The 23,867-nt window shown below is 57.9% G+C and carries 27 protein-coding genes; 2 read left to right on the forward strand and 25 right to left on the reverse strand.

Annotated elements, in window-relative coordinates:
* From ftsY to MOMUL_RS15365, 9 genes are all read right to left on the reverse strand, one after another.
* Positions 1-936 (reverse strand): signal recognition particle-docking protein FtsY, encoded by a 936-nt coding sequence (gene ftsY, locus MOMUL_RS05250; protein ID WP_062282492.1) that lies wholly within the window; start codon positions 934-936, stop codon positions 1-3.
* Positions 937-1,064: 128 nt separating this feature from the next.
* On the reverse strand, positions 1,065-1,940 hold the full coding sequence (locus MOMUL_RS05255) for an ABC transporter permease (RefSeq protein WP_062282495.1): 876 nt from the start codon (positions 1,938-1,940) through the stop codon (positions 1,065-1,067).
* Positions 1,931-2,848 carry an ABC transporter ATP-binding protein gene (locus tag MOMUL_RS05260; RefSeq protein ID WP_062282498.1) on the reverse strand — a complete coding sequence of 306 codons (918 nt, stop codon included), beginning with the start codon at positions 2,846-2,848 and terminating at the stop codon, positions 1,931-1,933. Before MOMUL_RS05260 ends, MOMUL_RS05255 begins: the two co-directional genes overlap by 10 nt.
* A complete protein-coding gene (locus MOMUL_RS05265; protein ID WP_062282501.1) occupies positions 2,848-3,969 on the reverse strand; it encodes an anti-sigma factor family protein in 1,122 nt (373 codons plus the stop codon). Before MOMUL_RS05265 ends, MOMUL_RS05260 begins: the two co-directional genes overlap by 1 nt.
* Positions 3,932-4,468, reverse strand: coding sequence for an RNA polymerase sigma factor SigX (locus MOMUL_RS05270; RefSeq protein WP_062282503.1), 537 nt, complete (start codon positions 4,466-4,468; stop codon positions 3,932-3,934). Before MOMUL_RS05270 ends, MOMUL_RS05265 begins: the two co-directional genes overlap by 38 nt.
* An 80-nt stretch (positions 4,469-4,548) precedes the next feature.
* Positions 4,549-5,547, reverse strand: a complete 999-nt coding sequence (locus tag MOMUL_RS05275) for a hypothetical protein (protein WP_062282506.1) — start codon at positions 5,545-5,547, stop codon at positions 4,549-4,551.
* On the reverse strand, positions 5,523-6,344 hold the full coding sequence (locus MOMUL_RS05280; protein WP_062282508.1) for a hypothetical protein: 822 nt from the start codon (positions 6,342-6,344) through the stop codon (positions 5,523-5,525). The genes MOMUL_RS05275 and MOMUL_RS05280 overlap by 25 nt, the downstream gene beginning before the upstream one ends.
* Entirely contained in the window at positions 6,345-6,824 is a 480-nt protein-coding gene (locus MOMUL_RS05285; protein ID WP_153018266.1) for a hypothetical protein, read from the reverse strand.
* Positions 6,825-6,827: 3 nt separating this feature from the next.
* A complete protein-coding gene (locus MOMUL_RS15365; protein WP_084785485.1) occupies positions 6,828-7,373 on the reverse strand; it encodes an RNA polymerase sigma factor in 546 nt (181 codons plus the stop codon).
* 142 nt (positions 7,374-7,515) lie between these two features.
* Here MOMUL_RS15365 and MOMUL_RS16545 point away from each other — a divergent pair, with 142 nt between their 5' ends.
* Entirely contained in the window at positions 7,516-7,683 is a 168-nt protein-coding gene (locus MOMUL_RS16545) for a hypothetical protein (RefSeq protein ID WP_161484966.1), read from the forward strand.
* A gap of 48 nt (positions 7,684-7,731) precedes the next feature.
* Here the strand turns inward: MOMUL_RS16545 and smc are convergent, their stop codons facing one another.
* From smc to MOMUL_RS05360, 14 genes are all read right to left on the reverse strand, one after another.
* Complete coding sequence (gene smc, locus MOMUL_RS05295) at positions 7,732-11,295, reverse strand: chromosome segregation protein SMC (RefSeq protein ID WP_062282518.1); 3,564 nt, start codon at positions 11,293-11,295, stop codon at positions 7,732-7,734.
* Between the two features lie 57 nt (positions 11,296-11,352).
* Positions 11,353-11,613: a stage V sporulation protein S gene (locus MOMUL_RS05300; protein WP_054937431.1), complete on the reverse strand. Its 261-nt coding sequence runs from the start codon at positions 11,611-11,613 to the stop codon at positions 11,353-11,355.
* A gap of 106 nt (positions 11,614-11,719) precedes the next feature.
* Complete coding sequence (rnc, locus tag MOMUL_RS05305) at positions 11,720-12,421, reverse strand: ribonuclease III (RefSeq protein WP_062282521.1); 702 nt, start codon at positions 12,419-12,421, stop codon at positions 11,720-11,722.
* 70 nt (positions 12,422-12,491) lie between these two features.
* Positions 12,492-13,727: a beta-ketoacyl-ACP synthase II gene (gene fabF / locus MOMUL_RS05310; protein WP_062282525.1), complete on the reverse strand. Its 1,236-nt coding sequence runs from the start codon at positions 13,725-13,727 to the stop codon at positions 12,492-12,494.
* A gap of 58 nt (positions 13,728-13,785) precedes the next feature.
* Positions 13,786-14,019 (reverse strand): acyl carrier protein, encoded by a 234-nt coding sequence (acpP, locus tag MOMUL_RS05315; protein WP_062282528.1) that lies wholly within the window; start codon positions 14,017-14,019, stop codon positions 13,786-13,788.
* Between the two features lie 31 nt (positions 14,020-14,050).
* Positions 14,051-14,800, reverse strand: coding sequence for a 3-oxoacyl-[acyl-carrier-protein] reductase (gene fabG, locus MOMUL_RS05320; protein ID WP_062282530.1), 750 nt, complete (start codon positions 14,798-14,800; stop codon positions 14,051-14,053).
* 1 nt (position 14,801) lies between these two features.
* The gene (fabD, locus tag MOMUL_RS05325; protein WP_062282533.1) at positions 14,802-15,740 is read right to left on the reverse strand and encodes an ACP S-malonyltransferase; all 939 of its coding nucleotides are present in this window, start codon (positions 15,738-15,740) and stop codon (positions 14,802-14,804) included.
* A 23-nt stretch (positions 15,741-15,763) separates the two neighbouring features.
* Positions 15,764-16,705 (reverse strand): enoyl-[acyl-carrier-protein] reductase FabK, encoded by a 942-nt coding sequence (gene fabK / locus MOMUL_RS05330; RefSeq protein ID WP_062282536.1) that lies wholly within the window; start codon positions 16,703-16,705, stop codon positions 15,764-15,766.
* A gap of 5 nt (positions 16,706-16,710) precedes the next feature.
* Complete coding sequence (locus tag MOMUL_RS05335; RefSeq protein WP_062282538.1) at positions 16,711-17,727, reverse strand: beta-ketoacyl-ACP synthase III; 1,017 nt, start codon at positions 17,725-17,727, stop codon at positions 16,711-16,713.
* Positions 17,712-18,731, reverse strand: a complete 1,020-nt coding sequence (gene plsX / locus MOMUL_RS05340; protein ID WP_062282541.1) for a phosphate acyltransferase PlsX — start codon at positions 18,729-18,731, stop codon at positions 17,712-17,714. The genes MOMUL_RS05335 and plsX overlap by 16 nt, the downstream gene beginning before the upstream one ends.
* The gene (gene fapR / locus MOMUL_RS05345) at positions 18,722-19,312 is read right to left on the reverse strand and encodes a transcription factor FapR (protein ID WP_062282543.1); all 591 of its coding nucleotides are present in this window, start codon (positions 19,310-19,312) and stop codon (positions 18,722-18,724) included. The genes plsX and fapR overlap by 10 nt, the downstream gene beginning before the upstream one ends.
* Before the next feature lie 124 nt (positions 19,313-19,436).
* Positions 19,437-19,622 carry a 50S ribosomal protein L32 gene (rpmF, locus tag MOMUL_RS05350; protein WP_054937416.1) on the reverse strand — a complete coding sequence of 62 codons (186 nt, stop codon included), beginning with the start codon at positions 19,620-19,622 and terminating at the stop codon, positions 19,437-19,439.
* A 1-nt stretch (position 19,623) separates the two neighbouring features.
* Positions 19,624-20,169 (reverse strand): YceD family protein, encoded by a 546-nt coding sequence (locus tag MOMUL_RS05355; protein ID WP_169802168.1) that lies wholly within the window; start codon positions 20,167-20,169, stop codon positions 19,624-19,626.
* Between the two features lie 33 nt (positions 20,170-20,202).
* Positions 20,203-21,399, reverse strand: coding sequence for an acetate/propionate family kinase (locus MOMUL_RS05360; protein ID WP_062282549.1), 1,197 nt, complete (start codon positions 21,397-21,399; stop codon positions 20,203-20,205).
* 169 nt (positions 21,400-21,568) lie between these two features.
* Here MOMUL_RS05360 and ylbJ point away from each other — a divergent pair, with 169 nt between their 5' ends.
* On the forward strand, positions 21,569-22,801 hold the full coding sequence (ylbJ, locus tag MOMUL_RS05365; protein ID WP_169802169.1) for a sporulation integral membrane protein YlbJ: 1,233 nt from the start codon (positions 21,569-21,571) through the stop codon (positions 22,799-22,801).
* On the opposite strand, the gene MOMUL_RS05370 is transcribed toward ylbJ, so the two are convergent.
* Both MOMUL_RS05370 and rsmD read right to left on the reverse strand, forming a co-directional pair.
* Positions 22,786-23,301: an SPFH domain-containing protein gene (locus tag MOMUL_RS05370; RefSeq protein ID WP_054937419.1), complete on the reverse strand. Its 516-nt coding sequence runs from the start codon at positions 23,299-23,301 to the stop codon at positions 22,786-22,788. The two genes, ylbJ and MOMUL_RS05370, sit on opposite strands and share 16 nt — an antisense overlap.
* On the reverse strand, positions 23,279-23,857 hold the full coding sequence (gene rsmD, locus MOMUL_RS05375) for a 16S rRNA (guanine(966)-N(2))-methyltransferase RsmD (RefSeq protein WP_062283344.1): 579 nt from the start codon (positions 23,855-23,857) through the stop codon (positions 23,279-23,281). The genes MOMUL_RS05370 and rsmD overlap by 23 nt, the downstream gene beginning before the upstream one ends.
* Positions 23,858-23,867: the final 10 nt, after the last annotated feature.

Genomic DNA, 23,867 nt, shown 5'->3' on the forward strand with positions numbered 1-23,867 from the left:
TTATTCCTCCTTGTCCCCTGCCAGGCCGCTGAATAAAGCGGCGGCAAAGTCCCGGGGTTGAAATTCCTTTAGATCGTCCAGGCCTTCGCCCAGGCCCACCAGCTTGACCGGGATCCCCATTTCAGCAGCAATGGCCAGGACCACGCCGCCCTTTGCCGTACCGTCGAGCTTGGTCAGGACGATACCGGTGACGCCCGCCGCCTCGCTGAAGAGCCTGGCCTGGGAAAGGGCGTTCTGGCCGGTAGTGGCGTCCAGGACCAGGAGCACCTCATGGGGCGCCCCCGGCAGTTCCCGTTCAATAACCCGGCGGATTTTCTTCAGTTCTTCCATCAGATTAACTTTGGTCTGCAGGCGACCGGCCGTATCCACCAGCACCACGTCCGCGCGGCGGTTGCGGGCCGACTGTAAAGCATCGTAAACTACTGCCGCCGGGTCGGCCCCGGCCTGGTGACGGATTAAGCTGGCTCCCGCCCGCCCGGCCCAGATGGCCAGCTGTTCGCCGGCCGCAGCCCGGAAGGTATCGGCTGCCGCCAGGATCACTTTTTTCCCTTCCCGGCCCAACTGGTAGGCCAGCTTGCCGATGGTCGTCGTCTTGCCGGCGCCGTTGACCCCCACCACCAGGATCACCGTCGGCGGTGACGGCGCCCAGCTTAAACGGGGCACCTCTTCTCCCAGCAGCCGGGTAACTTCCTCTTGCAAAAAAGTACCTACTGCGGCCGGGTCGGTTATCTTGCGGGCCTTGACCTCCTGGCGCAGCCTCTCCACCAGTTCCAGGCTGGTTTTGGCGCCGACATCGGCCGTCAGCAATATTTCCTCCAGCTCGTCAAAGAAATCGTCATCCAGGCGGCTGCTGGCGGCCAGCAAAGTACCCAGCCGCTGGGTCAAATTCTGCCGCGTCTTATTTAAACCTTCTTTAAGCTTGCTGAAAAGGCTCAATGGTAATCCCCCTTGCGCAAACGTCAAAAGGCCTCCCCTCTAATTTACCAGAGGCGAGGCCTTTTGTCCAAGGTTGATTTAACGCTGCTGTAGTCTAGAACTCAAAAAAGTTTAGCGCTACCGTGAGTTTAAACATCCCGCCGGTTAAAGATGTAAACTGCCGCCGCCAGCAGGATGCCTATATATACCAGGGTGTAAACGAGCATCCAGTTGCTGGGGGTGGACTGGCTGCCGAAGGGACCCAGCATCGACTGGGGATTGATAAAGCGGGGAATATCCTGGCCGTTGCCGGCGGGGAGCCGGTCGACCACCGTCGCCACCAGCCGGCGGTAGACGGCGTCCGCCGGCAGGATGAGGCTGGTGACCACACCTGTATAAATGGCAGCGGTGCTCTCCACCAGGGCGCCGATCTGTTCTATCATACCCCCGACTACGGCCAGGGCGTAGAGGGCGAAGGCCAGGACGCCGTTACCCAGGGTACTTAGCCTGGTGGTCCCCAGCATGGTGACGGCCAGGAGGACCAGGGGCTCCAGGATAAAGAGGCCCAGGGCCGGCACCAGCCCGGGAATGACCAGGCCCGTTTGCCAGTACACCAGGCCGGCCAGGGCCAGGAAAAAGAGGGCGGCGTAGGTGACCAGCATGGCCGCCAGGCCCAGGAATTTGCCCAGGAGCAGGTCGCGGCGGGACAGGGGCCGTACTGCCAGGGTGTAAAGGGTGCCGTTTTCGATTTCCCCGGCGACGCTGCCCACGGCGGCCAGGACGGCCAGGCCGGCCGCCAGGAAACTGGCCAGGTAGATCCCCAGGACAAAAAGGGTAACCGCCTGCATCATGGCATAGTAACTGGCGGCGGTGGCGGTGGGATTGGCGGTATTCACCATGTCCCTAGTAATAAAGTGCAGGCCGGTGCCGTACAGGATGAGGAAGGCCAGGGTGAGGGCGCCGGCTATGAGGGCCACCTTTTTCCGCCAGGCCTCCCGGAAGGTAAAGAGGGCCATCAACCACATACCTGCTCCCCCTCCCGCACCAGGTGGACAAAGACGTCTTCCAGGGAACTATGGCCGGGCCTCACTTCATAGATGCGGCAACCCCCGGCCACCAGCCGGGCCACCAGATCGGCGATTTCCTCCCGGCCGCCCAGGGCCAGGGTGAGCCGGTCACCTTCCAGTTGTAGTTCGGGGTAACGCCGGCGTAGTTCCGCCACCAGTTCTCCTGTCAGGCCAGCCAACCTGATGGCGACCGTCGCCGGGCCGGCTTGAAGTTCATCCAGGCGGCCGGCGGCCACCACCGTACCCCGGTTGATGATGGCCACCCGGTCGCATACCTGCTCCACCTCGCTCAACAGGTGGCTGTTTAAAAAGACGGTCTTGCCGGCTTCCTTCAGGGCCAGGAGGATCTCCCGCACCTGGCGCCGGCCCAGGGGATCGAGGGCCGAGGTGGGCTCGTCCAGGAAGACCACCCGCGGGTCGCCCACCAGGGCGGCGGCCAGGCCCAGGCGCTGCTGCATCCCCTTGCTGTAATTGGCCACCAGCTTCCGGCCCTCCCCGGCCAGGCCCACCAGTTCCAGGACTTCATGAGCCCGCCGGCTGGCGGCCCTGTTGTCCAGGCCCGCCAGCCGGGCGTGAAAGGTCAACAGCTCTTCTCCCTTCATCCAGCCGTGGAGGCGGAAGTTCTCCGGTAAAAAACCCACCTGGCGCCGGCCCCTGATGTCCTGGGGCGCGTAGCCGGCAACCTTTGCCTCCCCGGCCGTGGGGTAGACCAGGCCCACCAGCATCTTTACCAGGGTACTCTTGCCGGCGCCGTTGGGGCCTAAGAGGCCAAAGATCTGCCCTTCCTCTACGGAAAGGCAGATCTCCCGGCAGGCTACTTGCCGGCCATAGATTTTGGTCAAATTCCATGCTTCAATTACGGCCATTATTTGACCTCCGCCGCCACCCGCAGGGCTTCATCCAGGGATAGGCCGGTGATAGCCCGCCAGCTATTACCCTGGCGCCAGGCCAGGATAATCTTGCCGTTAGTAGCGCCGTCGCTAAAGTATACCCCCTGGTTGCCGTTGACCGTGATCTCCCGCGCCGCCATACCCTGGGTCTGCGGGATGGGCAGGGTGTGCTGCCAGTCGTTGATGGCCGCCAGTTGCCGGCGCAAGTTTTCGGGCAGGAAGGGCAGGTTGAGCAGGGCCTCGCGCAGGGCTACCAGGTCGACCCCCTGGGGCGCGTCGATTGTCAGGTCGCGGGCGGCGTAGAGGGTAAAACCTTTGCCCGGCTGGCCATAGTCGGCTATGACCAGGGGCGGGATGTTCAGGGTGAAAGACTTGCCCGCCAGTTCGGCCGGCAGCAGGACGCCGCCGTGTTTCCGGAGATAGCTGTTCAGGTTCTCCACATCAGGGGTGAAGGTGATGGTCGGGGCCTGCTCAATGTATACGGCCGCCCTTGTCCGCCCGGCCAGGGTGGCGGGCAGGTCCAGTTGTAAACCGCTGAGGGCTGCCACCTGGTCCGGCTCCACCTGTTTCACCCTTAACTCCGCCCTATCTGGCTTTTGCACCTCTACCCGGCCAAAGTTCTTGATGTCCACTTCTCCCCCCTGGCCGCTTAAAAGTTTATCCAGTTGGGCCATATCTTCGGGGGTGATCTTCACCACCTGGATTTTCTCCATGCGGAAAACGTTGAGGAACTGGGCGGCCAGGCTGCGGCCCGGGGCCCAGCTTAAGAAGACGGCCAAAGCCAAGGCGGCCGCCGCTGCACCGGAAAACCACTTGTGCTGCCGGATCATGTCGCCGATCCTCCTTGTTTTAGTCAGGGGTCGTTTGCCACCGGACGGGAAGCTCATGGGGGGAACCCGTACAGGACGACCCACGGCCTCGGTTTCCAGCCGGTAAGGCGCCAAGACGGCACCGGTGCCCGCTGCCAGTTTCTCCAGGCCGTGCAACCTTTCCCGGCAGGCGGTACATGCAGCCAAATGGCCCGCTACCCGGCTTGCCATATCCAAATCCAGTTCGCCATCAAGATAGGCCTGAAGAATGCCCTCCTCCGGACACATGGTCGTCCCTCCCTTCCAATTCGCTGTATAAAGCTATGAAGTGCCGCCGCGCCCGGGCCAGGATGGTACCCACCGAGTTTTTATCCACCTGGATGACCGCGGCGATCTCGGCGTAAGTATGACCTGCGTTCTTTAACAGCAGGCAGATGCGGTCCCGGGGCGGGAGCTTGGCCAGGCATTGATGGACCAGCCGCGCCTCCTGGCTGCGGATGACCGCTTCCTCCAGGGGGATAACGCCGCCCTCCTCCCTGGCTTGGTTCTCCTCGCGGCGGCGGCGCCGCTCTTCGCCGCGCAGGTAATTGTAGGCCAGGTTGGCGGCCACCCGCAACAGCCAGCCGCCCAGGTTGCTTTTTTCCCGGGGCGGCTGGTAGTACAGCTTGAGGAAGACTTCCTGGGTCAGGTCCTCGGCCGCCGCCCGCTCCCCCAGGAGATAATACAGCCGCCGGTACACCAGGGGATAGAAGCTTTGAAACAGGGCTTCAAATTCCGCGGATTTGATGGGAACCTCCCTCCCTTTAAAACCCCTGCTGTAACTATAACACCGGCAAAGAGGATTTTGTGACAGCGCTCGAACCCTTTTTACCGGGTATTTATCATAATCGCATCCCGGGAAAACAATTTCAAAAGCGGCCCGCCTTCGCCAACAGTAGCCCTGGCCATCACTTCTGGTTCCGGTTGATTGTACGGAGGCACTGGTAATTTCTGATCCGAGGGGGCCGTAGAAGTTAACCTGTTTTGAATCTTCCAGTTAATATTTCCCTGAAACATTTCGGCAGCCCGGGAGTAAGCTTCAATTTGAACGTTTATACCCCGATTTAACGTCACCCGGATAGGCCCCGAGTTAGTAATAGACCAGTCTGCTTCCAGGTAATCCAAAACCATCTCCAGTCCTGCCCCAATCTTATCGCCAGCTACCTCTACTGCCAAACCAGCAGGGAGAATCAAGGTGCTGCCTGATATCCTGGCAGAAGGCCCAAATCCCTGGTATAAAGGTACCTCCCTCAATTCCAAAAAGAGGGTATCGCCAACCTGGCGGGTAAATAAGCCAGCATTGCGAGCCATCTCCCTTGCTTCCGCTTCAGATGTAGCTGTAACCATCGCCTGGCCAAAAAATACTATTTGATCGTCAGAACTACCCGAACGTAGCTGCAGGTTATGCCACTCGCGTCCCGGCCCCTGGACTGCAATTTTCTTCACTCCTTCCGCCACAGCCAGCCTTTTTTCCGGCAGATCAACCGTATAGCTTGCCGCGCCAAGGGCCTGGGTCAACCTGGCAGCCAAACCGCTGCTGTTGAAAACATAAATTACCAGACTGATAATTACTATCACGAGGACAAGAATTAAAGCCAAAAAATCATATTTTAGCCGGGGTACATCGTCGCGGCAAAAATAACCCGCCAGAAAAATTTCCAAACCCAGCAATATGAGCACCACCGGCCACCAGTTATTTATTAATTGGGGAACATAGCCCGGCTCGTGCCGGTACACCATGGTAGCCACGCCAAACAAAATCAGCGCCAGTGCCGTGGAAAAGGAACCTACCCGCCATTGCCTTATGGATTTTCCCTGTGATTGCATCTTTCACCCTCCATCAATTCATTATCTGAGGATACTCCCGTCTTTTCTTCTGTCGCCGGCAGGTCAATCTTACTTCCCAGAGCCAGCCTTAAGCCCCCGCCGATAAATATTGCCGCTATAAATCCCGTTTTGATGAGGTTTATTAATTCATAGCTAAGGTAAGGAACAACCATGCGGTCAAATATAATAAGAATGCCCAGACCAATTAAAACAAGACCCACCCAACGTTGTCTTTCTAACAGCCAGGTAAAAAAACCTCCTTCGCTGGCCGGAACCGATATGTCGTTCGAAACCAGTTGCATAACATCAAAGAAACTATACAGCCAGATCACCGGTAGCATGAAAAAGAAAAGGCTTAAGCGCAACCATTCCATAAGAAACATGGCCAGGAAAAATGTAGACATAAACCCCAGCCCCCGCTGCTGCCAGCCAAGGTACATATGCCCGGCGCCCGGGATAATGCTAAACAGCAACGCCCATAACCTGCTCTTATAACCGTTGGCTAAACTCTCACTCAGCTCCGCCAGGGGGGAACTATCGGAAACCGTTTCCCCGGATTGGAGGCGACCGCACAGTTGGACGGCGTCAAATAAACTGTAGAGCCAGATAAGGGGGAGTAATATTAACAGCGCAATAAAACCGTTGAACCCGGTGATGACGCTGGCCAATATTACCAGCGCCATCCAGCCGAAGAACGTTGCCATGAAGGCTATACCACGGTTCATCAGACCCAGGTAGAAATGGCCAAGGCCGGGAAAAAAGGATAATATAAAACTTATTAATTTGCTTTTACCCATCTAATTGGCAACCTCCTTATCGATAATTTCCGTAAGTTTATCAGTAGCGTTTTCAAACAGGCGCTCGGACCATCCGAAGGAAATTTTCTCCTCGAGGGTCTGCGCGATTCTTGCTACCCGCACCTGGCTATGCATGGCTTCTGAAACCATAAAGTCGAACCATCCTCCGGCCAAAAGCAGAAGGGTAACGGCAGCCGCTATGGTATAATACTGGATGGCCCTGGCAAGCCAGTTACCGCCCGGACCCGTCTTATACTTTTGCCGGGCGCCCATTCTGGCAACCCTGCGGGCAACTCTGGCGGAAAAATCAGGGGAAAGGATTCCGGCAGCCGCCGTTTCATCCTGGGACCCGAAGGCAGCCAGGTAATTTTCAAGGCAAGCTTCACAGTGCCGCAGGTGATCCTCCATGGCCCTCCGTACCCCTTCCGGTAACAGTTCGTCCTTGTATAACCGCCATTCCCGGCGACTGTAATGCGGCACCACTTAACCCCCCTTTAACTTCTCTCTTAGTATTCTGCGAGCGCGATATAAACGCGATTCCACCGTTTTTACTGTAACGCCGGCTTCAGCTGCCAATTCTCGATAACTTTTGCCGTCAAAATAATAGCCCGTAAAAGCATGGCGATAACTTTCGGGTAATTCCCGGCATAAAGACTGTAAGTTGGCTACTGTTTCCCTGTAAATTACTTCATTTTCCACAGAAGTCAGCGGGGCAACCTTGAATACCTCCAACTGCCCGGGGTATTCTACTATCATCTCTAAATCGCTTTTTCCTTTGCGTTTCCAATCAATCGCTTTATTGATAGCAATACGGGCCAGCCAGCGTTTCAAACTACCGCCGCGAAAGGTGTGAAGGGAACGGTAAACCTGAATAAAAGTCTCCTGTAAGATATCCTCCGCTGTTTCCTTGCTACCTACGATTGGTAAGATTACCGCCAGAAGGAAGGGACTAAAAAGTTCTACTACCCGCGTGAAGGCCAGTTCATCTCCAGCTGCAGCCCGTCTGATTAAATCTTTTTCCAGGTATATACCCTCCCCTCCTGTTTACTGGCTTCTCTATTTATTAAGACGTAAAAAAATAAAAATACCCTGCCATTAGTTTATAGGGTATTTCTCGGCCAACAAAGGGAAAACTAATCCTTGCTTGGAAACTTTTCCTGGAGGTGCCGTTATGACGGATAAAGAAATCAGCGACCGTCAGAAAACTTTCCGGCACGAACTCATACGCGAGGAATCCCCGGAAGAGTTGTGGAACTTGGAGGCAAAGGGAGAGGTTTTACGCGAAAACCCGTACAAGACGCCGCCTAATAATTTGACTACGAAAAGGGATAAAGAATAGCCGTGGACACAAGAAGCCCCGGCCAGAACGGGCGGGGCTTCTCTGTGTTTAAGCCGGCAGTTGCTCCAGCCGTACCGAGACCAGGCGGGAGACGCCCTGTTCCATCATGGTCACACCGTAAAGGACGTCGGCAGCAGCCATAGTGCCCTGGCGGTGGGAGATGACGATAAACTGGGTCCGGGCGGCAAACTGGCGCAACAGCCGGGCAAAGCGCTCCACATTGGCTTCATCCAGGGCCGTATCCACCTCGTCAAAGATACAAAAAGCGCTGGGCTTGACCTTTAACAGGGCGAAGATAAAGGCTACCGCCGTCAGGGCCTTTTCCCCGCCGGAGAGAAGGGCCAGGTGCTGGGGTTTCTTACCCGGCGGCCGGGCAACAATCTCCAGACCGGCGGCCAGGATATCCTCGCTGCCGGTCAGCTCCAGGCGGGCTTCACCGCCATCGAAAAGTTCCTGGAAGATGGCGGCAAAGTGTTCCTGCACCGCGGCCAGGGTAGCTTTGAGTTGCCGGGCCATTAACCGTTCCATCTCGTTAATTACCTGGTGCAAGGCCGCCCGGCCTTCCTCCAGGTCCTTTTTCTGCTGCTCCAGTTCATCAACACGGGCCTTTAAGCGTTCGTAAGCCGCAATGGCCCCCGGGTTAACTTCCCCTAAGCTTACCAGCCTTTCCTTTACGAGTTCCCGTACAGCCGCTGCTCTTTTTTGCAGGTGAGGCCGGGGTTTTTGCAATTCCGCTTCCCACTGTGGACCAAAGCGTTCCTCCAGTTCGGCGAGACCGGCGGCCAGGGCCGTTTCCAGACGGGCTAAATTGATCTCTTCCTGCTGCCGGCGGGCAAGCAGTTTATCTTTTTGCGCCTGTACTCTATCCTGTTCCCGGGCCAGTTCTTCCTGCTTATCAACCCGGGCAGAGGTCTCGTCTTCCAGGCGCGTCAAGCCTGCCATGGCCTGCTGGCAGGCCCCCTGGAGCCAGTCCTCTTCCCCGGCCAGCTTTTCCAGGTTAGCTTTAAGCTCATTTTCCAGGGCAGCTGCCGCCGCCCTCCGGGCAGCCAGTTCTTCCTGTTGCCGCTGCCAGTTTTCCTGCTGCCGGGCCAGTTCCCTTTCCCGGAGATTTAACTGTTCCCGGGCGTTGACCAGGGCCTGGAGGCGGGCTTCATTGACTGCCAGTTCCTGCCGGCAGGCAGCGAGATGCTGCTGGCCGGCCGCCCCTCGCTCCTGGAGGCCGCTCAACTGGATGTTTAACTCCCCTTCCCGTTCCTCCAGCCGGGCCAGGAGTTCTTGCTTTTCCGCCCGCTCTTTGCCCAGGTCCAGGGAACCGCCAGCGCCCTGGACCAGTTCTTCCTCAAGGACGGCAATCTTTTCTTCCAGGCGGGCCAGGTCTTCTTTACGCTCGCTCAGGCGTTGCAGTAAATTGTGAATCTGGCCCCGGCAGGTAAGAATCCCTTCCGTTACCTGGTGGTGCTCCTGCCGGCTCCCTGCCAGCATCTTTTGCAGCTGTTCGTGCTGCTCCCGGGCCTGCTTTATTCTGTTTGCCAGGTTGGCCAGTTCGGCCTCACCTTGCTGGATAGCCAGGCGCCGCTGAAGATAACCGCCCTGCTGCCTGGCCACCCCGCCCGTCACCGGTCCCCGGGGCTGGATTACTTCCCCTTCCAGGGTGACCAGGCGCACGGGCGGCCGCAGGCGCTCCCCTAGGGCCAGGGCGCGGCGGATGTCGGCTACAATCAGGACCTGCCCCAGGAGATACTCCACCGCCGGCCGTACTTCAGCCTCGCATTGGACTAGGCCGGCCGCTATCCCCAGGACGCCGGGCTCCTTTAAGACCCAGCTGGCCCAGGCCGGCCAGCGGCGCGGCTCCAGCCAGGCCAGGGGTAAGATAGTGGCCCGCCCCCGGCCCCGGGCTTTAAGGAACTGGATAACTGCTTCCGCCTCGGCTGCCGTCCTTACCAGGATTTGTTGGGCCGCCCCGCCCAGGGCCACTTCCACGGCCCGGGTGAGTTCGGCCGGTACCGCCAGCTTTTCCACCACTACTCCGAGAACACCGGTACAGGCAGCCTCGCCCCTGCTCCTGGCTTGCAGGATAAACTTCACGCCTTCGGCGAAACCTTCATAGCCGGCCTGGGATTGACGTAAAACCTTTAATTGTACGGCCAAGGCACGTTGACGTTCTTTCCAGCCGGTCAGTTCCTTTTCGCAGGCGGCGAGTTCTTCCTCCTTTAGCTGCAGCTCTATTTCCAGGCCGGCCTTTTTCTCTTCCAGCCTTTTTAGTTCCTCTTCCAGCTGCTGCAGTTGTTCCTGACCGGCCTGCAGGTGGTCCAGTAAATGCTCCCTTTCCTTTTGCCATTCCTGGAGCTGGCGCCGTTTTTGCTCTAAAAGCCGCTCTACAGCCGCCTGCTTTTCCTCCAGGCGCACCAGTTCATTATGAAAGCCGGCCCGTTCATGGGCTACTTGAAAGAGGTTGCTCCTTACTTTTTCAATCTCTGCGGCCAGCTCCCGGGCTTCCGCCTGGAGTTTTTCCTGCTCCTCCCGGCCTTTTATTATCTCCTGCTCCAGCCGGGCCTGCTCCTGAATCTTCTCTTCCCTTTCCCGGGTTAGCGCGGCCAGGGCGGCTGCTAAACTGGCTTTTTCCTCTTCCAGGTGCCGCTGCCGGGTAGAGTCTTCCTCCTGTTGCCGGGCCAGCTCGGCCAGCTTTTCCCGGACCAGGTTTATTTCCCCCCGGGTTCTGACCAGCTGTTCCCTTAAACTTTGCAGTTCCGCCTGGTAACGTTGCCTCTCGGCCTGGTGCCTCTGCTGCTCTTCCTGCAGTTCCCTGGCTTTTGCCTGGAGTTGCTGTTCTGAAGCCTTTATCTCCTCCAGGGCGGCCGCCAGGGCCTGTAAACGTTCCTGGCTGCGCCGGTGGCGGCGCCTGGTTTCTTCCATTTCCCCGGCCTTGAGGAGCAGTTCCACGAGATTTAAAAGCCGGCTTAATTTATGGTAACGCCGGGCCCGGGCTGCTTCCGCAGCCGCCGGTCCCAGCTGTTCCTTTAGCTCGCTGATTAAATCATTTAAGCGTAATAAATCTTGCTCGACACCTTCCAGGCGCTGCTCCGCTTCTTTTTTGCGCCACCGGTAGCGGGCAATGCCGGCCGCCTCCTCGAGCACCGCCCGCCGCTCCTCCGGCCGGGCGGAGAGGATCTCTTCCAGGCGGCCCTGGCCGACAATGGCCAGGCTCCCCCGGCCGGAACCGGTATCTAAGAAGAGCTCCTGGATATCCCGCAACCGGCAGGGAACCTTGTTGATATAATACTCGCCCTCGCCGGAGCGAAAAAAACGCCGCGTAACGGCTATTTCCTCAAACTCCAGGGGCAGGCTGCCGTCGCTGTTATCGAGGTGTAAAGTTACTTCCGCCATACTCACCGGCCGCCGTTTCTCACTGCCGGCGAAGATCACGTCGTCCATGCGCGCCCCGCGTAAAGTCCTGGCGCTCTGTTCGCCCAGGACCCAGAGGATGGCATCGGCAATGTTGCTCTTGCCGCTGCCGTTGGGCCCGACGATGGCCGTCACCCCGGGGCCAAACTCCAGTCTCACCCGGTCGACAAAGGTCTTGAAACCCTGGATCTCAACACCCTTAAGATACATTTTTGCCTCCAAGAAATAAATAAAGAAAACTGCTCGGAGAGCAGTTTGCCGTTACCCTTAGCGGGGTTCGACAATAAATTTAATTGCGGTTCTTTCTTCACCATTGATGTTAATTTCCGCAAAAGCAGGAATCATTACCAGGTCGATGCCATTGGGGGCAATAAAACCCCGGGCAATGGCTATGGCCTTGACGGCCTGGTTAACTGCTCCTGCCCCCACGGCCTGGACTTCGGCCTTACCGTATTGACGGAAGACGGCTGCCAGTGCTCCAGCTACGGCTTTGGGATTGGACTGGGCCGAAACCTTTAGGACCTCCATTGCTTCCTCCTCCCTATCTTTACCGCCCTTTAAACCCATATGTTATTCGACATGAGAGCCACCAATTCCTTCCTGAAAGAATGGACTGAAAAAATTAAATTGCAAATTAACCCTGGATCTTTATTAATGCCAGGGCGGCCCGGGCGGCTTCCTGTTCGGCCTCTTTCTTGCTGTGCCCTTCGCCGGTAGCCAGGAGGCGGTTCCGGTAAAATACGCCGGCCTTATAGTGCTTGGCGTGGTCCGGCCCCCATTCCTCCAGAATTTTATAGGTCACATTGTCCGGCCCCCTTTGCTGGATAAATTCCTGCAGGGCCGACTTGCTGTCAATAACGCCGGTATCCTTAAGTATCTCCAGGGCAGGGGTAAAGATTTGCAGGATAAAATCCTGAGCTGTTTTTAACCCGCCGGCCAGGTAGAGGCTGCCAATCACTGCCTCCAGGGCATCGGCCAGGTTGGAAGAGCGCCGGCGACCCCCGCTGTTCTCTTCTCCCTGCCCCAGGAGAAGCAGTTCCCCCAGGTTGATCTGCCGGGCGACTTTAGCAAGGCTCGCCTCACAGACAATGGCCGCCCGCATCCGGGTCATATCCCCCTCCGGCAGGTGGGGATATTCCCGGTAAAGATAGGTAGCAATTACCAGCCCCAGGACAGCATCGCCCAGGAACTCCAGCCGCTGGTTGTCGCGGGGCAGCTGGTGCTCATAGGCGTAGGTAGGATGGGTCAGGGCCGTATTTAGACCTTCCAGGTTGTCAATATCCAGGTGAAAACGGCGTAAAAACTGTTGCAGCAGCTCCCGTCTTTTGTTATCCAATGCTTTTTTAGCCTGCCTTTAAATATCTTCGCTGCTTACGGCGATATACCATGGTCTCGGGCAGCCATAGCTATATTTTGCGCAGCACGACGGCGACGTTATGGCCACCGAAGCCAAAGGAATTGGAGATGGCCGCCCTGACCTGCCGCTCCCGGGCCACATTGGGCACATAGTCCAGGTCGCAATCGGGATCGGGTTCTTCGTAATTAATGGTCGGCGGGAGGACACCGGCGTGCACGGCCAGGGCCGTTGCCACCAGCTCAATGGCCCCGGCAGCTCCCAGGAGATGGCCGGTCATGGACTTGGTCGAACTGACGGCCAGCCGGTAGGCATGATCGCCGAAAACCTTTTTAATGGCCAGGGTTTCCTGGCGGTCGTTGAGTTCAGTAGACGTACCGTGTGCATTGATGTAATCAATATCTCCCGGCTGCAGGCCTGCATCCTGGAGGGCCAGGGCCATGGCCCGGCTGGCCGCCGCCCCATCGGGGGCCGGGGCCGTAATATGATAGGCATCGGCCGTGCAACCATAGCCGGCCACTTCCGCATAGATGCGGGCACCCCGGGCCGCAGCATGTTCCAGGGTTTCCAGGACCATTACCCCCGCGCCCTCGCCCAGGACAAAGCCGTCCCGGCCCCGGTCAAAGGGGCGGCTGGCCTTTGCCGGCTCTTCATTGCGGGTGGAGAGCGCCTTCATGGCAGCAAAGCCGGCCACCGTCAGGGGGGTTACACTGGCCTCGCTGCCACCGGTGATAATTACATCGGCGTCACCCCGCTGCAGGGTGCGGAAGGCCTCGCCGATGGCGTTGGCCCCGGAGGCGCAGGCATTGACTACCGTAAAGTTTACCCCGCGGGCGCCTAAATTAATAGAGATTTGCCCGGCGGCCATATTGGCAATCATCATGGGGACAAAAAAGGGGCTGACCCGGTTGGGACCTTTTTCCAGAAGAACCCGGGTTTGTTCTTCAAAGGTTTCCATGCCGCCGATACCCGTAGCAAAAATAACCCCTACCCGGTCCCGGTCCTCCTTTTCCAGATCGAGCTTTGCGTCTTCTACCGCCATGCGGGCTGCGGCTACCGCATACTGGGTAAAACGATCCATGCGCCGGGCTTCTTTGCGATCAAAGAAGGCTCCCGGATCAAAGTCCTTTACCTCACCGGCAAAGCGGACAGCCATTTCCCCGGCATCAAAGCGGGTAATGGGGCCAATGCCCGGCTGCCCCGCAACTAAGGCCTGCCAGAATTTATCTTTTCCGGTACCCACGGGGGAGATGGCTCCCAGGCCGGTGATAACGACACGCTTTTGCAAAGCTATCCCCCATTCTAAGGGGAAGTCCCGTTAAAGCACGGGACTTCCCTTCCAGGTTTTATTTGCTGGTATGTTCTTTAATATAGGCTACCGCGGCCCCTACTGTCGTCAGCTTTTCTGCATCCTCATCGGGAATTTCCAGGTCAAATTCCTCTTCCAGGGCCATGATAAGTTCCACGATATCCAGGGAATCGGCATTTAGATCTTCAAAGGAAGTTTCCATGGTAATTTCGTCTTCCTCGACCCCTAGTTGTTCGGCCACAATTGCCCTGATCTTTTCGAAAACCTCCACTGACCTCACCTCCTTCCCTTGTTAAACCGGCTTACAGGGCCAGGGTCAGGCCCCCATCAACAGTTAGCACCTGACCGGTAATATACCTGGCCGCTGGCGAAGCCAGGAAAAGAATAACTTCGGCTACTTCCTCCGGCTCGCCGGGGCGTCCCAGGGGGATATGGCGGTAAAATTCTTCCCGGGCCGCCTCGTTTAAAGCCGCCGTCATTTCCGTAGTGATAAAACCCGGGGCGACGGCATTGACCAGGATACCCCGCGAGGCCACCTCTTTAGCCAGGGCTTTGGTAAAACCGATAACCCCGGCCTTGGCTGCGGCATAATTTACCTGGCCGGCATTACCGCGCAGGCCAACCACAGAAGTCAAGTTAATTATCCGTCCCTGGCGCTGGCGGAGCATGGGCTTTAAGGCAGCCTGGCAGCAATTGAAAACGCCGGTCAGGTTGGTCTGGAGAACGGCAGCCCAGTCTTCCGGTTTCAAGCGAGCCGCCAGGTTATCCCGGGCTATACCGGCATTGTTGACCAGGATATCCAGCCGGCCGAAATGATCCAGGGCTGCCTGGATTAAATTCCTGGCCGCTTCGTAATCGCCCACATCGGCAGCAACGGCTACGGCCTGGCCCCCGCCGTCCTGGATGGCGGCCACTACCTCCGCCGCCGCCTCCGCCTGGCGGGCATAATTGACCACTACCCTGGCACCGGCCCGGGCGAGTTCCAGGGCCGTGGCCCGGCCTATCCCCCGGGAAGCCCCGGTGACAACTGCTACCTGGCCTTGCAATTCCATTTTATTTAGCCTCCTGAAGTAAAGCAAGGGTTTTTTCCAGTGTCTGGATATTTTCTACCTGGCTGATGGTTGCCTGGCGGTCAATGCGCTTGATGAGCCCGCTTAAAACATCGCCCGGTCCTACTTCGATGAACGTACGGTAACCGTCCGCCAGCAGGCGGCGCATACTCTCCTCCCAGCGCACCGGGCTGGCTACCTGCTTAATCAGATTCTCCTTGACCTGCGCCGCCGTGTAGACATAGCCGGCTGTGACATTGGTTACCAGTGGCACCTGGGGATCGGCCACGGGAACCTCTTCTAAAACCCGGGCCAGTTCCCGTGCCGCCGGCGCCATCAGGCTGGAATGGAAGGGACCGCTCACCTGGAGGGGCACTACCCTTTTAGCTCCTGCTGCTTTAGCCAGGGAAGATAGGGCCGCCAGCCCCTCCCGGTCACCGGCAACTACCACCTGGCCCGGGGCGTTGAAGTTCGCCGCCTCAGCTATACCTTCCTTTACCTGCCGGCAGAGGGCGGCCACTTTTTCTGCCTCCAGGCCCAGCACGGCCACCATGCCGCCCTGGCCTGCCGGTACAGCCGTGGCCATGAGCTGCGCGCGTTTGGCCACCAGTTTGACTGCCTCGCTAAAGGTAAGGCTGCCGGCAGCCACCAGGGCGCTGTACTCCCCCAGGCTGTGGCCGGCTACTGCCCCGGGCCTGACCCCGTGGGCCGCCAGGACGCGGAAGCAGGCAATGCTTACCGTCAGCACTGCCGGCTGGGTGTTTTCCGTCCGGGTGAGTTCTTCCGCCGGCCCTGTAAAGCAGAGCTTATCCACCGGCCACCCCAGAGCGGCTTCAGCTTCTTGAAAGACGGCAGCTGCCTCAGGATACCGGCCGGCCAGCTCCTGGCCCATACCTACATACTGGGACCCCTGGCCGGGGAAGACAAAGACTATGCCTGACATAAAGAACTCCTCCGAAGATATTTTTACCTCACCAGCGTGCCCAGGCGGGAGATGATCGCTTCTGCTTCAGCCATTATTTCTTCGATAATCGCAGCCGCCGGTTTGATTTCTCGCACCAGGGCCGCGCTCTGGCCGGCCATGAGGGACCCATACTCCACGTCCCCTTCTACTACTGCGGCCCGGAGCTTGCCGGTGCCCAGGCGATCCATCTCCTCCCAGGAGGCACCCCGGGCGGCCAGCTCTTCAAACTGCCGGGTTAATTTATTTTTCAGCACCCGGACATAGTGCCCCGGCATGCCGGTAACGACGGCGTCCCGGTCCCCGGCCTTCAAGACGGCCTCTTTATAATTAGGATGGACGGTACACTCCTCGGCGCAGATAAAGCGGGTCCCCATCTGCACGCCGGCCGCCCCCAGGGCCAGGGCTGCCGCCAGGCCGCGGCCGTCGGCAATCCCGCCGGCGGCAATCACGGGAATATGTACGGCATCAACAATCTGGGGCACCAGGGGTATGGTGGCGATTTCCCCGATATGGCCGCCGCACTCCATGCCTTCGGCTACCAGGGCATCCACCCCCAGCCGTTCCAGCCTTTTAGCCAGGGCCACTGAAGCTACTACCGGGATTACCTTGACGCCGGCGGCCTTTAATCTGGGCAGGTGTTTGCCGGGATTGCCGGCACCGGTTGTAACCACCGGCACCTTTTCGGCGCAGACCAGATCAATGAGTTCTTCCACATAGGGTGACATATAGTATATATTAACGCCAAAGGGGCGGTCTGTCTGTTCCCGTACCTTGTGGATCTCCCGGCGCACTGTTTCCGGCGGCGCATTGCCGGCCCCAATAATCCCCAGACCCCCGGCCGCTGAAACTGCTGCCGCCAGTTCGCCGGTAGCCACCCAGGCCATGCCACCCTGGATAATGGGATAGGTAATCCCCAGGAGATCGCAAAGGACTGTCCGCAGCATAAAACTCAACTCCTTTCCGGGCTTGCCAGGCTCCAGCTTAAGACGGCGGCCCCCCAAGTTAGACCGGCGCCAAAGGCCACCAGGACTACTTTATCGCCGCGCTTCAGCCTGCCTTCCCGGTAAGCTTCATCCAGGGCCACCGGGATGGAAGCGCTGGACATATTACCATAGCGGTCTAGATTAACGTACACCTTCTCCGGCGCCAGTCCCAGGCGTTTGGTGGCCGCTTCGATAATGCGTATGTTGGCCTGGTGGGGGATTAAAAAGTCCACCTCTTCTTTCCTTAAACCCGCCTGCTCCAGGGCCTTCAGGGAAGCCTCTCCCATGACCCGCACGGCAAATTTAAAAACCTCCGGGCCGTTCATATGGATGGTATGCAGATGCTTCTCGACGGTACTGGAACTGGCCGGCAGGCGCGATCCCCCGGCAGGCATGCTGAGAAGGGAACCGCCGCTGCCGTCGGCCCCCAGGTGCAGGCCCAGGAGCCCTTCCCCCGCCGGCACGGCTTGGAGAACGACGGCCCCGGCCCCGTCCCCAAAGAGGACGCAGGTATTGCGGTCCTGCCAGTTGATAATCTTACTCAGGATCTCGACACCGATCACCAGGGCCGTCTGGTAAACCCCGGCAGCGATAAACTGGCTGGCGGCTGCCAGGGCATAGATAAAACCGCTGCAGCCGGCTGAAAGGTCAAAGGCGGCGGCGCCCCTGGCTCCCAGGCGCTCCTGGACCAGGCAGGCCGTAGCCGGGAAAAGGGTATCCGGGGTTACGGTAGCTACAATGATTAAATCCACGGCCTCTGCTGTGAGCCCGGCCATTTTCAAGGCCTTTACTGCGGCCGGGACGGCCAGGTCGGAGGCAGCCGTATCTTGACTTGCTATCCGGCGTTCCCGAATACCGGTGCGGCTGCGAATCCATTCATCGCTGGTATCTACCATTTGCTCCAGCTCGGCATTGGTCAGGACACGTTCCGGCAGGCAGGATCCCGTCCCGACAATCCCTACAGGCCTTAAGAGGGCTGGCATTTGACTACCTCCCCTTCACCGTTGGCTCCCGGCAACTGCCCCAAACCTGCCACCAGTCCCTGCTCGACACAACGGACGGCCACCTTGATGGCATTTTTTATGGCCCGGGCGTTGGAACTGCCGTGGCAGATGATGCTGATGCCCTGGACGCCCAGGAGGGGGGCGCCGCCGTATTCGGTATAATCCACCTGTTTCTTCAAGCCCCGTAAAGCAGGTAACACCAGGGCGGCACCGAGCCTGGCCCGGAAGCTGTTTTTAATTTCCCGCCCGATCATGGTAAAGAGGGCCTGGGCCATACCCTCACCAAATTTCAACAGGACGTTGCCCACAAACCCGTCACAGACGATGACATCCGTATCGCCGGCTAAAATATCCCGGCCTTCGATATTGCCGGTAAAGTTTAAGGGCGATCCCTTTAACAGGTTATAGGCCCCCAAAGTCTGTTCATTTCCCTTGCAGGCCTCGGTACCGATATTGAGTAATCCCACCCGGGGCTCACGGATACCCATTACCCTGGCGGCATAAAGATTGCCCATTAAAGCAAATTCATAGAGGTGTTCGGGCCGGCAATCGACATTGGCCCCGGCATCAAGTAAAAGCTTTGGCCCTTTAAGGGTAGGGATAATGGTGGCAATGGCTGGTCGCTGGATTTTGCCGCTGCGGCCTAAAATCAGGAGGGCTGCTGCCATCTGGGCCCCGGTACTACCAGCCGAAACAACGGCTGCCGCTCGCCCTTCCTTGACCAGGCGGGTGGCAACGATTATTGACGCTTCCCGCTTGCGCCTCAATGCCAGGGCCGGCTGTTCATCCATCTCCACAACCTGTTCGGTATGGACAATTTCTAAACTGGCGGGGGGATGTAAGGGCTTAAGTTCTGCTTCCAGCCGCCTTTTATCACCTACCAGGATAATACCCGCTATCTTTTCCCTGGCGGCGGCCACCGCTCCCCGGACAATTTCCCCGGGAGCGTGATCGCCCCCCATGGCATCAATAGCTATTTGCAATCAGTCACGCCTCCACTTATATTCTCCGGAGTTATGATTATAAACTGGCCTTTAAAGACGATCTCCCCGTTAACCCGGGAATGAACTGATACCAGGCAGGTTGAATCCTTGTTAACCTTAACCATGGCCCTGGCAATAACCCGCTCGCCGGCATAAACCGGCCGCCGGTAGCGGACCCGGGCGCTGCTGGTTAGGACGACCTCGGCGCCAACAGTTGCCAGGGCCAGGGAATGGGCCTGGGCAAAAAGATAATGGCCACGGGCAACGCCGGCCGGCTGGACCAGCATCTGGGGAGTGACCTCCAGGATGGAAATGCCCATCACTCCTGGCTGCAGCTCGACCAGTTCGCCCATCAGTTCTTCCGCCGTTACCCCCCGCATCCGCGACCTGGCTTCCCGGGCCATGGCCATGATGCGCTCCCTTACCTCAGGGATCCCTAGGGCCAGGCGGTCCAGGCGTATGGTGGGTACGCTGACTTTAAATTTTTCCGCCAGCTCTTCATCGGTGGCGAAGGGGTTGTTGCGCAGGTAGCGGCGCAGGGCCTCCTGGCGCTCTTCCTTGTTGCCTTTCCGGCGTACCAAAAATCTCACCTCATACCTGGTACCAAATAATATTACCAGGCCATAGTTATAGTATAATGGCCATGGTAGATTTATGCAAGTAAAAAATAACCGGCAATAATTGCCGGTTGCCGTTAAAGCATATTTATGACTCTGCTACTTTGATTACTTCCCGCCCCTTGTAGTAACCGCACTTGGGGCAGACCCGGTGGTTGAGCTTTAACTGGTGGCACTGGGGACATTCCACCAGGGAGGGAGGTGCCATCTGGCTCCAGATGGAACGGCGTTTATTTTTCCGGGCCTTGGAAACTCTTCTTTTCGGTACTCCCAAGCTAGTTCTCTCCTTCCCTTTTGCGTAGCAATTCTTCCAATGCAGCCAGGCGCGGGTCAACTGGCCGGGTATCGCACTGGCATTGCCCCTCATTTAAATTCTGGCCGCAACTAGCACACAGCCCCCGGCAGCTTTCCCGGCAGAGCCATTTCATGGGCAGGGCCAGAATCAGGGCTTCTTCTACCGCTGGCTTCAAGTCGATAAAATCTCCTTCCAGGGGCCGCACTTCACCGCCTTCCTCATTTTCCCCTACAGCGGCTTGACCTACGGCCGCCCCGGCATATTCCTCTTCCAGAGACGCCACTACGGAATACCTGAACTTTTCCAGGCAGCGATCACAGGTTAATTCCAGGGTGGTGGCTACCTGTCCTTTAACAAGCAGGATCTTCCCGGTATTGGTAACCGTACCGCCCACACGTACCGGTGCTACGATAGGTATGTTGCCGGTAGCTGTAGCTAAATAGGACCACTTTTCCTGGGCCTTAAATTCGAGTTCGCCGCCCGGCCTGGCCTTTAAATCGCTAACGCCAATTTTCACCACATTCACCGTGTAGATTATACCGGAAAGGCCGGCCGGGTGTCAACCGGCCTGGACAAGGGCCATGGTTTCCCGGGCGATCATTAATTCTTCGTTTGTAGGAATGACAAAGGTGCGCACCCTGGCCCCGGGAGCCGTGATTTCCTTTTCCTGGCCCCGGACCCGGTTTTCTTCGGGATCGATCTTGATCCCCAGGTAATCCATATCCCGGCAGATGGCTTCCCGGGCCTCAGGAGAATTTTCTCCCAGGCCGGCCGTAAACACCAGGACATCAAGGCCGTTTAAAACAGCCACATAGGCGCCAATGTATTTTTTCGCGGTATGGACAAAGATATCCCAGGCCAGGCGGGCACGCTCATTGCCGGCGGCCATGGCGGCTTCAATATCCCGGAAATCGCTGCTCACCCCGGAAACTCCCAGCACTCCTGATTGGCGGTTCATGAGGCGGTCCATATCAGCCGGGGTGTAACCTTCCTTTTCCATGAGGAAGGTAACAATAGCCGGGTCAATATCGCCGCAGCGGGTACCCATGGTTAAGCCGGCCAAGGGGGTAAAGCCCATGCTGGTGTCATATGATTTGGCGTTTTTGATTGCCGTAATGCTTGAGCCGTTACCCAGATGGCAGGTAATCATTTTTAACTCTGCCAGGGGTCTGCCAACCAGGGCAGCAGCCCTCAGGGCAACGTACTGGTGGGATGTTCCATGGGCACCGTAACGACGAATTAAGTATTTCTGGCAAAGCTCGTACGGTAAACTGTAGGTATAGGCATAATCAGGCATGCCCTGGTGAAAAGCGGTATCAAAAACTGTTACCTGCGGAGTATGAGGCAAAATAGCTTCACAGGCTTCAATACCCCGGAGGGCTGGACCATTATGTAATGGAGCCAGCGCTTCTAATTCGCCAATGGCTTTTTTCGTTGAAGCATCAACCAGGACGGAATGGGGAAAAGTGCCGCCATGAACAATCCGGTGACCCACGGCCCCTAATTCGTTATAATCCTTAATGACGCCATAATGAGAATCAGTTAGAGCTTCCAGGCAAAGGCGAATGGCCACCTTGTGATCAGGAATTTCGGCCTCGCGCACCAGTTTATCTTTGCCGGCCGGGCGGTGGGTCAGGACTGAACCAGAAATACCAATCCTTTCCACCAGCCCCCGGGCCAGGACCGTCTCACCGGCCATATCAAAAAGCTGGTATTTAACTGAGGAACTACCACAGTTTAAAACTAAAATCTTCATATATTAAGTACCTCCTGCAAATATTACCCACTACCTATAATGGTACTTTTAAGCTGGCAAAAGTCAATCCCCTTGTTAAAGTTCGCACAATGGTTTCAATTCTTGCCAACAAGTTTACTTCTAAATTACCAAGCGCCGCGTATATTGCATAACAGGATGTCCCTTCGAGGTGACCCCCGTGCGCCACCAGGTACTTATCATTACCCGGGGCCTGGGACCCCTCCTGACCGTCGTCGCCGTCATGGTCCTGGCCCTGGCCATTATCTTATTCCCCCAGCCGGTTTTCCAGGCGGCCCTGCGGGGTCTTAAGGCCTGGTGGGAAATTGTCGTTCCGGCTCTGCTTCCTTTCTTTATAATATCCCAGCTTTTTATGGGCCTTGGCATAGTTCATTTCCTTGGGGTACTCCTGGAACCGGTTATGCGGCCTCTCTTTAATGTCCCCGGGAGCGGCGCCTTCGTCATGGCCATGGGGTACACTTCCGGTTCCCCCATCAGTGCCATGCTTACAGCCCAGTTGCGCCAGCAGGGCCTGGTCACCAGGGTTGAGGGGGAACGGCTAATTTGCTTTACCAACAACGCCAGCCCCCTTTTTATGCTGGGAGCCGTAGCTGTAGGCATGCTCCACAACCCGGCCCTGGGGCCAGTCCTGGCCGGCGCCCATTACGGGGCTAATTTTTGCCTGGGTATCCTGTTTCGCTTTTACGGTCGCCGGCAACCGGCCTCCCCGCCGGCAAGCTACACCCTCCTGGCTTTACCCCGGCGGGCCTGGCAGGCCATGCTCCAGGCCCAGCAGAGGGACGGCCGCCCCCTGGGACAGCTCCTGGGAGATGCCGTCAGCCGTTCCTTCCAGACCCTGATTACCATTGGCGGCTTTATTATCTTATTTAGCGTCATCATCCAGGTGGCAACCATCCTGGGCCTGCTGGAACCCCTGGCTAGAATCCTTCTTTATGCCGGCAGCCCCTTCGATTTAAGCCGGGATACGTCCCCGGCCCTGGCCGCCGGCCTCTTTGAAATGACCATGGGCGCTAAATTTGCCAGCGAAGCGGCCGTCCCTCTAACAGAGCGCCTGGTGGCCATTAGTCTCATTATGGGCTGGGCCGGGCTATCGATCCTGGGCCAGGTGGCGGCTATGGTCAGCCATACTGATTTACGCCTGTGTCCATTTATCGTTGCCCGCCTCCTCCACGGCTTCCTGGCTGCCGCGCTGGTCCGGCTCTGCCAGGGGCCGGCCCGGCCGGTCCTGCTCTTACTGGCCCCGGAAATAACCCTGGTCCCAAGGGCTCCCTGGTTTACGTTGTGGTTATATTATACAGGGTTTGCCCTCACCCTGATGACCGTCCTTTTTCTCCTGGCCGGGCTGGCGCTGAGCGCCCGCTACTTCCTTTACCGGCGGTCCTGAGCCTCTGTCTTGTCTGGCGTTGTTGCCGCCACTTCCCTGCCCGCACTTCCTCCGGCCGGATAGGCCTGGAGTTCCTGGCGGCCCTGGCGCACCTGGGTCAGGGCCTGGTTGAGGCTCGCCTCCAGCTGGCCCAGCAAACCGTCAGCATAACTTAAAGCTCCAGCCTTCATTTCTTCCGCCAGGCGCTGGGCACGGGCCATAATTTCGCTGGCCTGGGCCCTGGCTTTACGGACCAGTTCGTTTTCCTGGGCCATCATTTCTGCCCGCTTCTCCGCTTCGGCCAGGAGGCTCTGGGCCTTCAGGCGGGCTTCTTCCAGCAAACGCTCCTTCTCCTGGCGTATCCACTGGGCCTGGCGCACTTCCTCGGGCAATGCCGTCCGCAACCGGTCCAGGTAATCAAGGAACAGGTCACCGTCAAGGAAAACCCTGCCTGTCAGGGGAATATGGGGACTCTTCTCGATTATTTTTTCCATTTCCTCAATCAGGGTCATGAACTCCATCAGCAAGCCCTCCTGCCCTTTGATAGAAATTTAAAGCTGTATCACCATAAACCCTCCTGGCCATCAATACCATATCGGCTGTTTCCGGCGCTGCTTCAGATTTTGCTGTTTCCAGGACGACTAGGCCACCCGGTGATAACAGAGGTACAACTGCCGGCAAGATAACATCGCCCCACCCCTGGTAGTAAGGTGGATCGCTAAAAACCAGGTCAAAGACCAGGCCGCGCCCGGCTAAATGAGCCAGGGCCCGGCGGGCATCGGCGGCGATGATTTGCGCCTTATCTTTGAAGCCAGTTGCGGCCAGGTTGGCGGCCAGGCACGCCAGGGCCTGGCGGTCATTTTCCACAAAAACGGCCTTCCTGGCCCCGCGGCTCAAAGCTTCCAACCCCACGGCTCCTGAACCGGCAAAAAGATCCAGGAACAGGCTGTCAATGACCCGCGCTCCCAGGATGTTAAATAAGGCCTCCCGCACCCGGTCACTGGTGGGGCGGGTAGCCCGGCCCTTCGGGGTACGTAAACGGCGGCCGCGGGCCTGGCCGGCAATTATTCTTAACATAAAATCCCTC

The sequence above is a fragment of the Moorella mulderi DSM 14980 genome, assembly GCF_001594015.1.
Classification (GTDB): domain Bacteria; phylum Bacillota; class DSM-521; order Neomoorellales; family Neomoorellaceae; genus Neomoorella; species Neomoorella mulderi.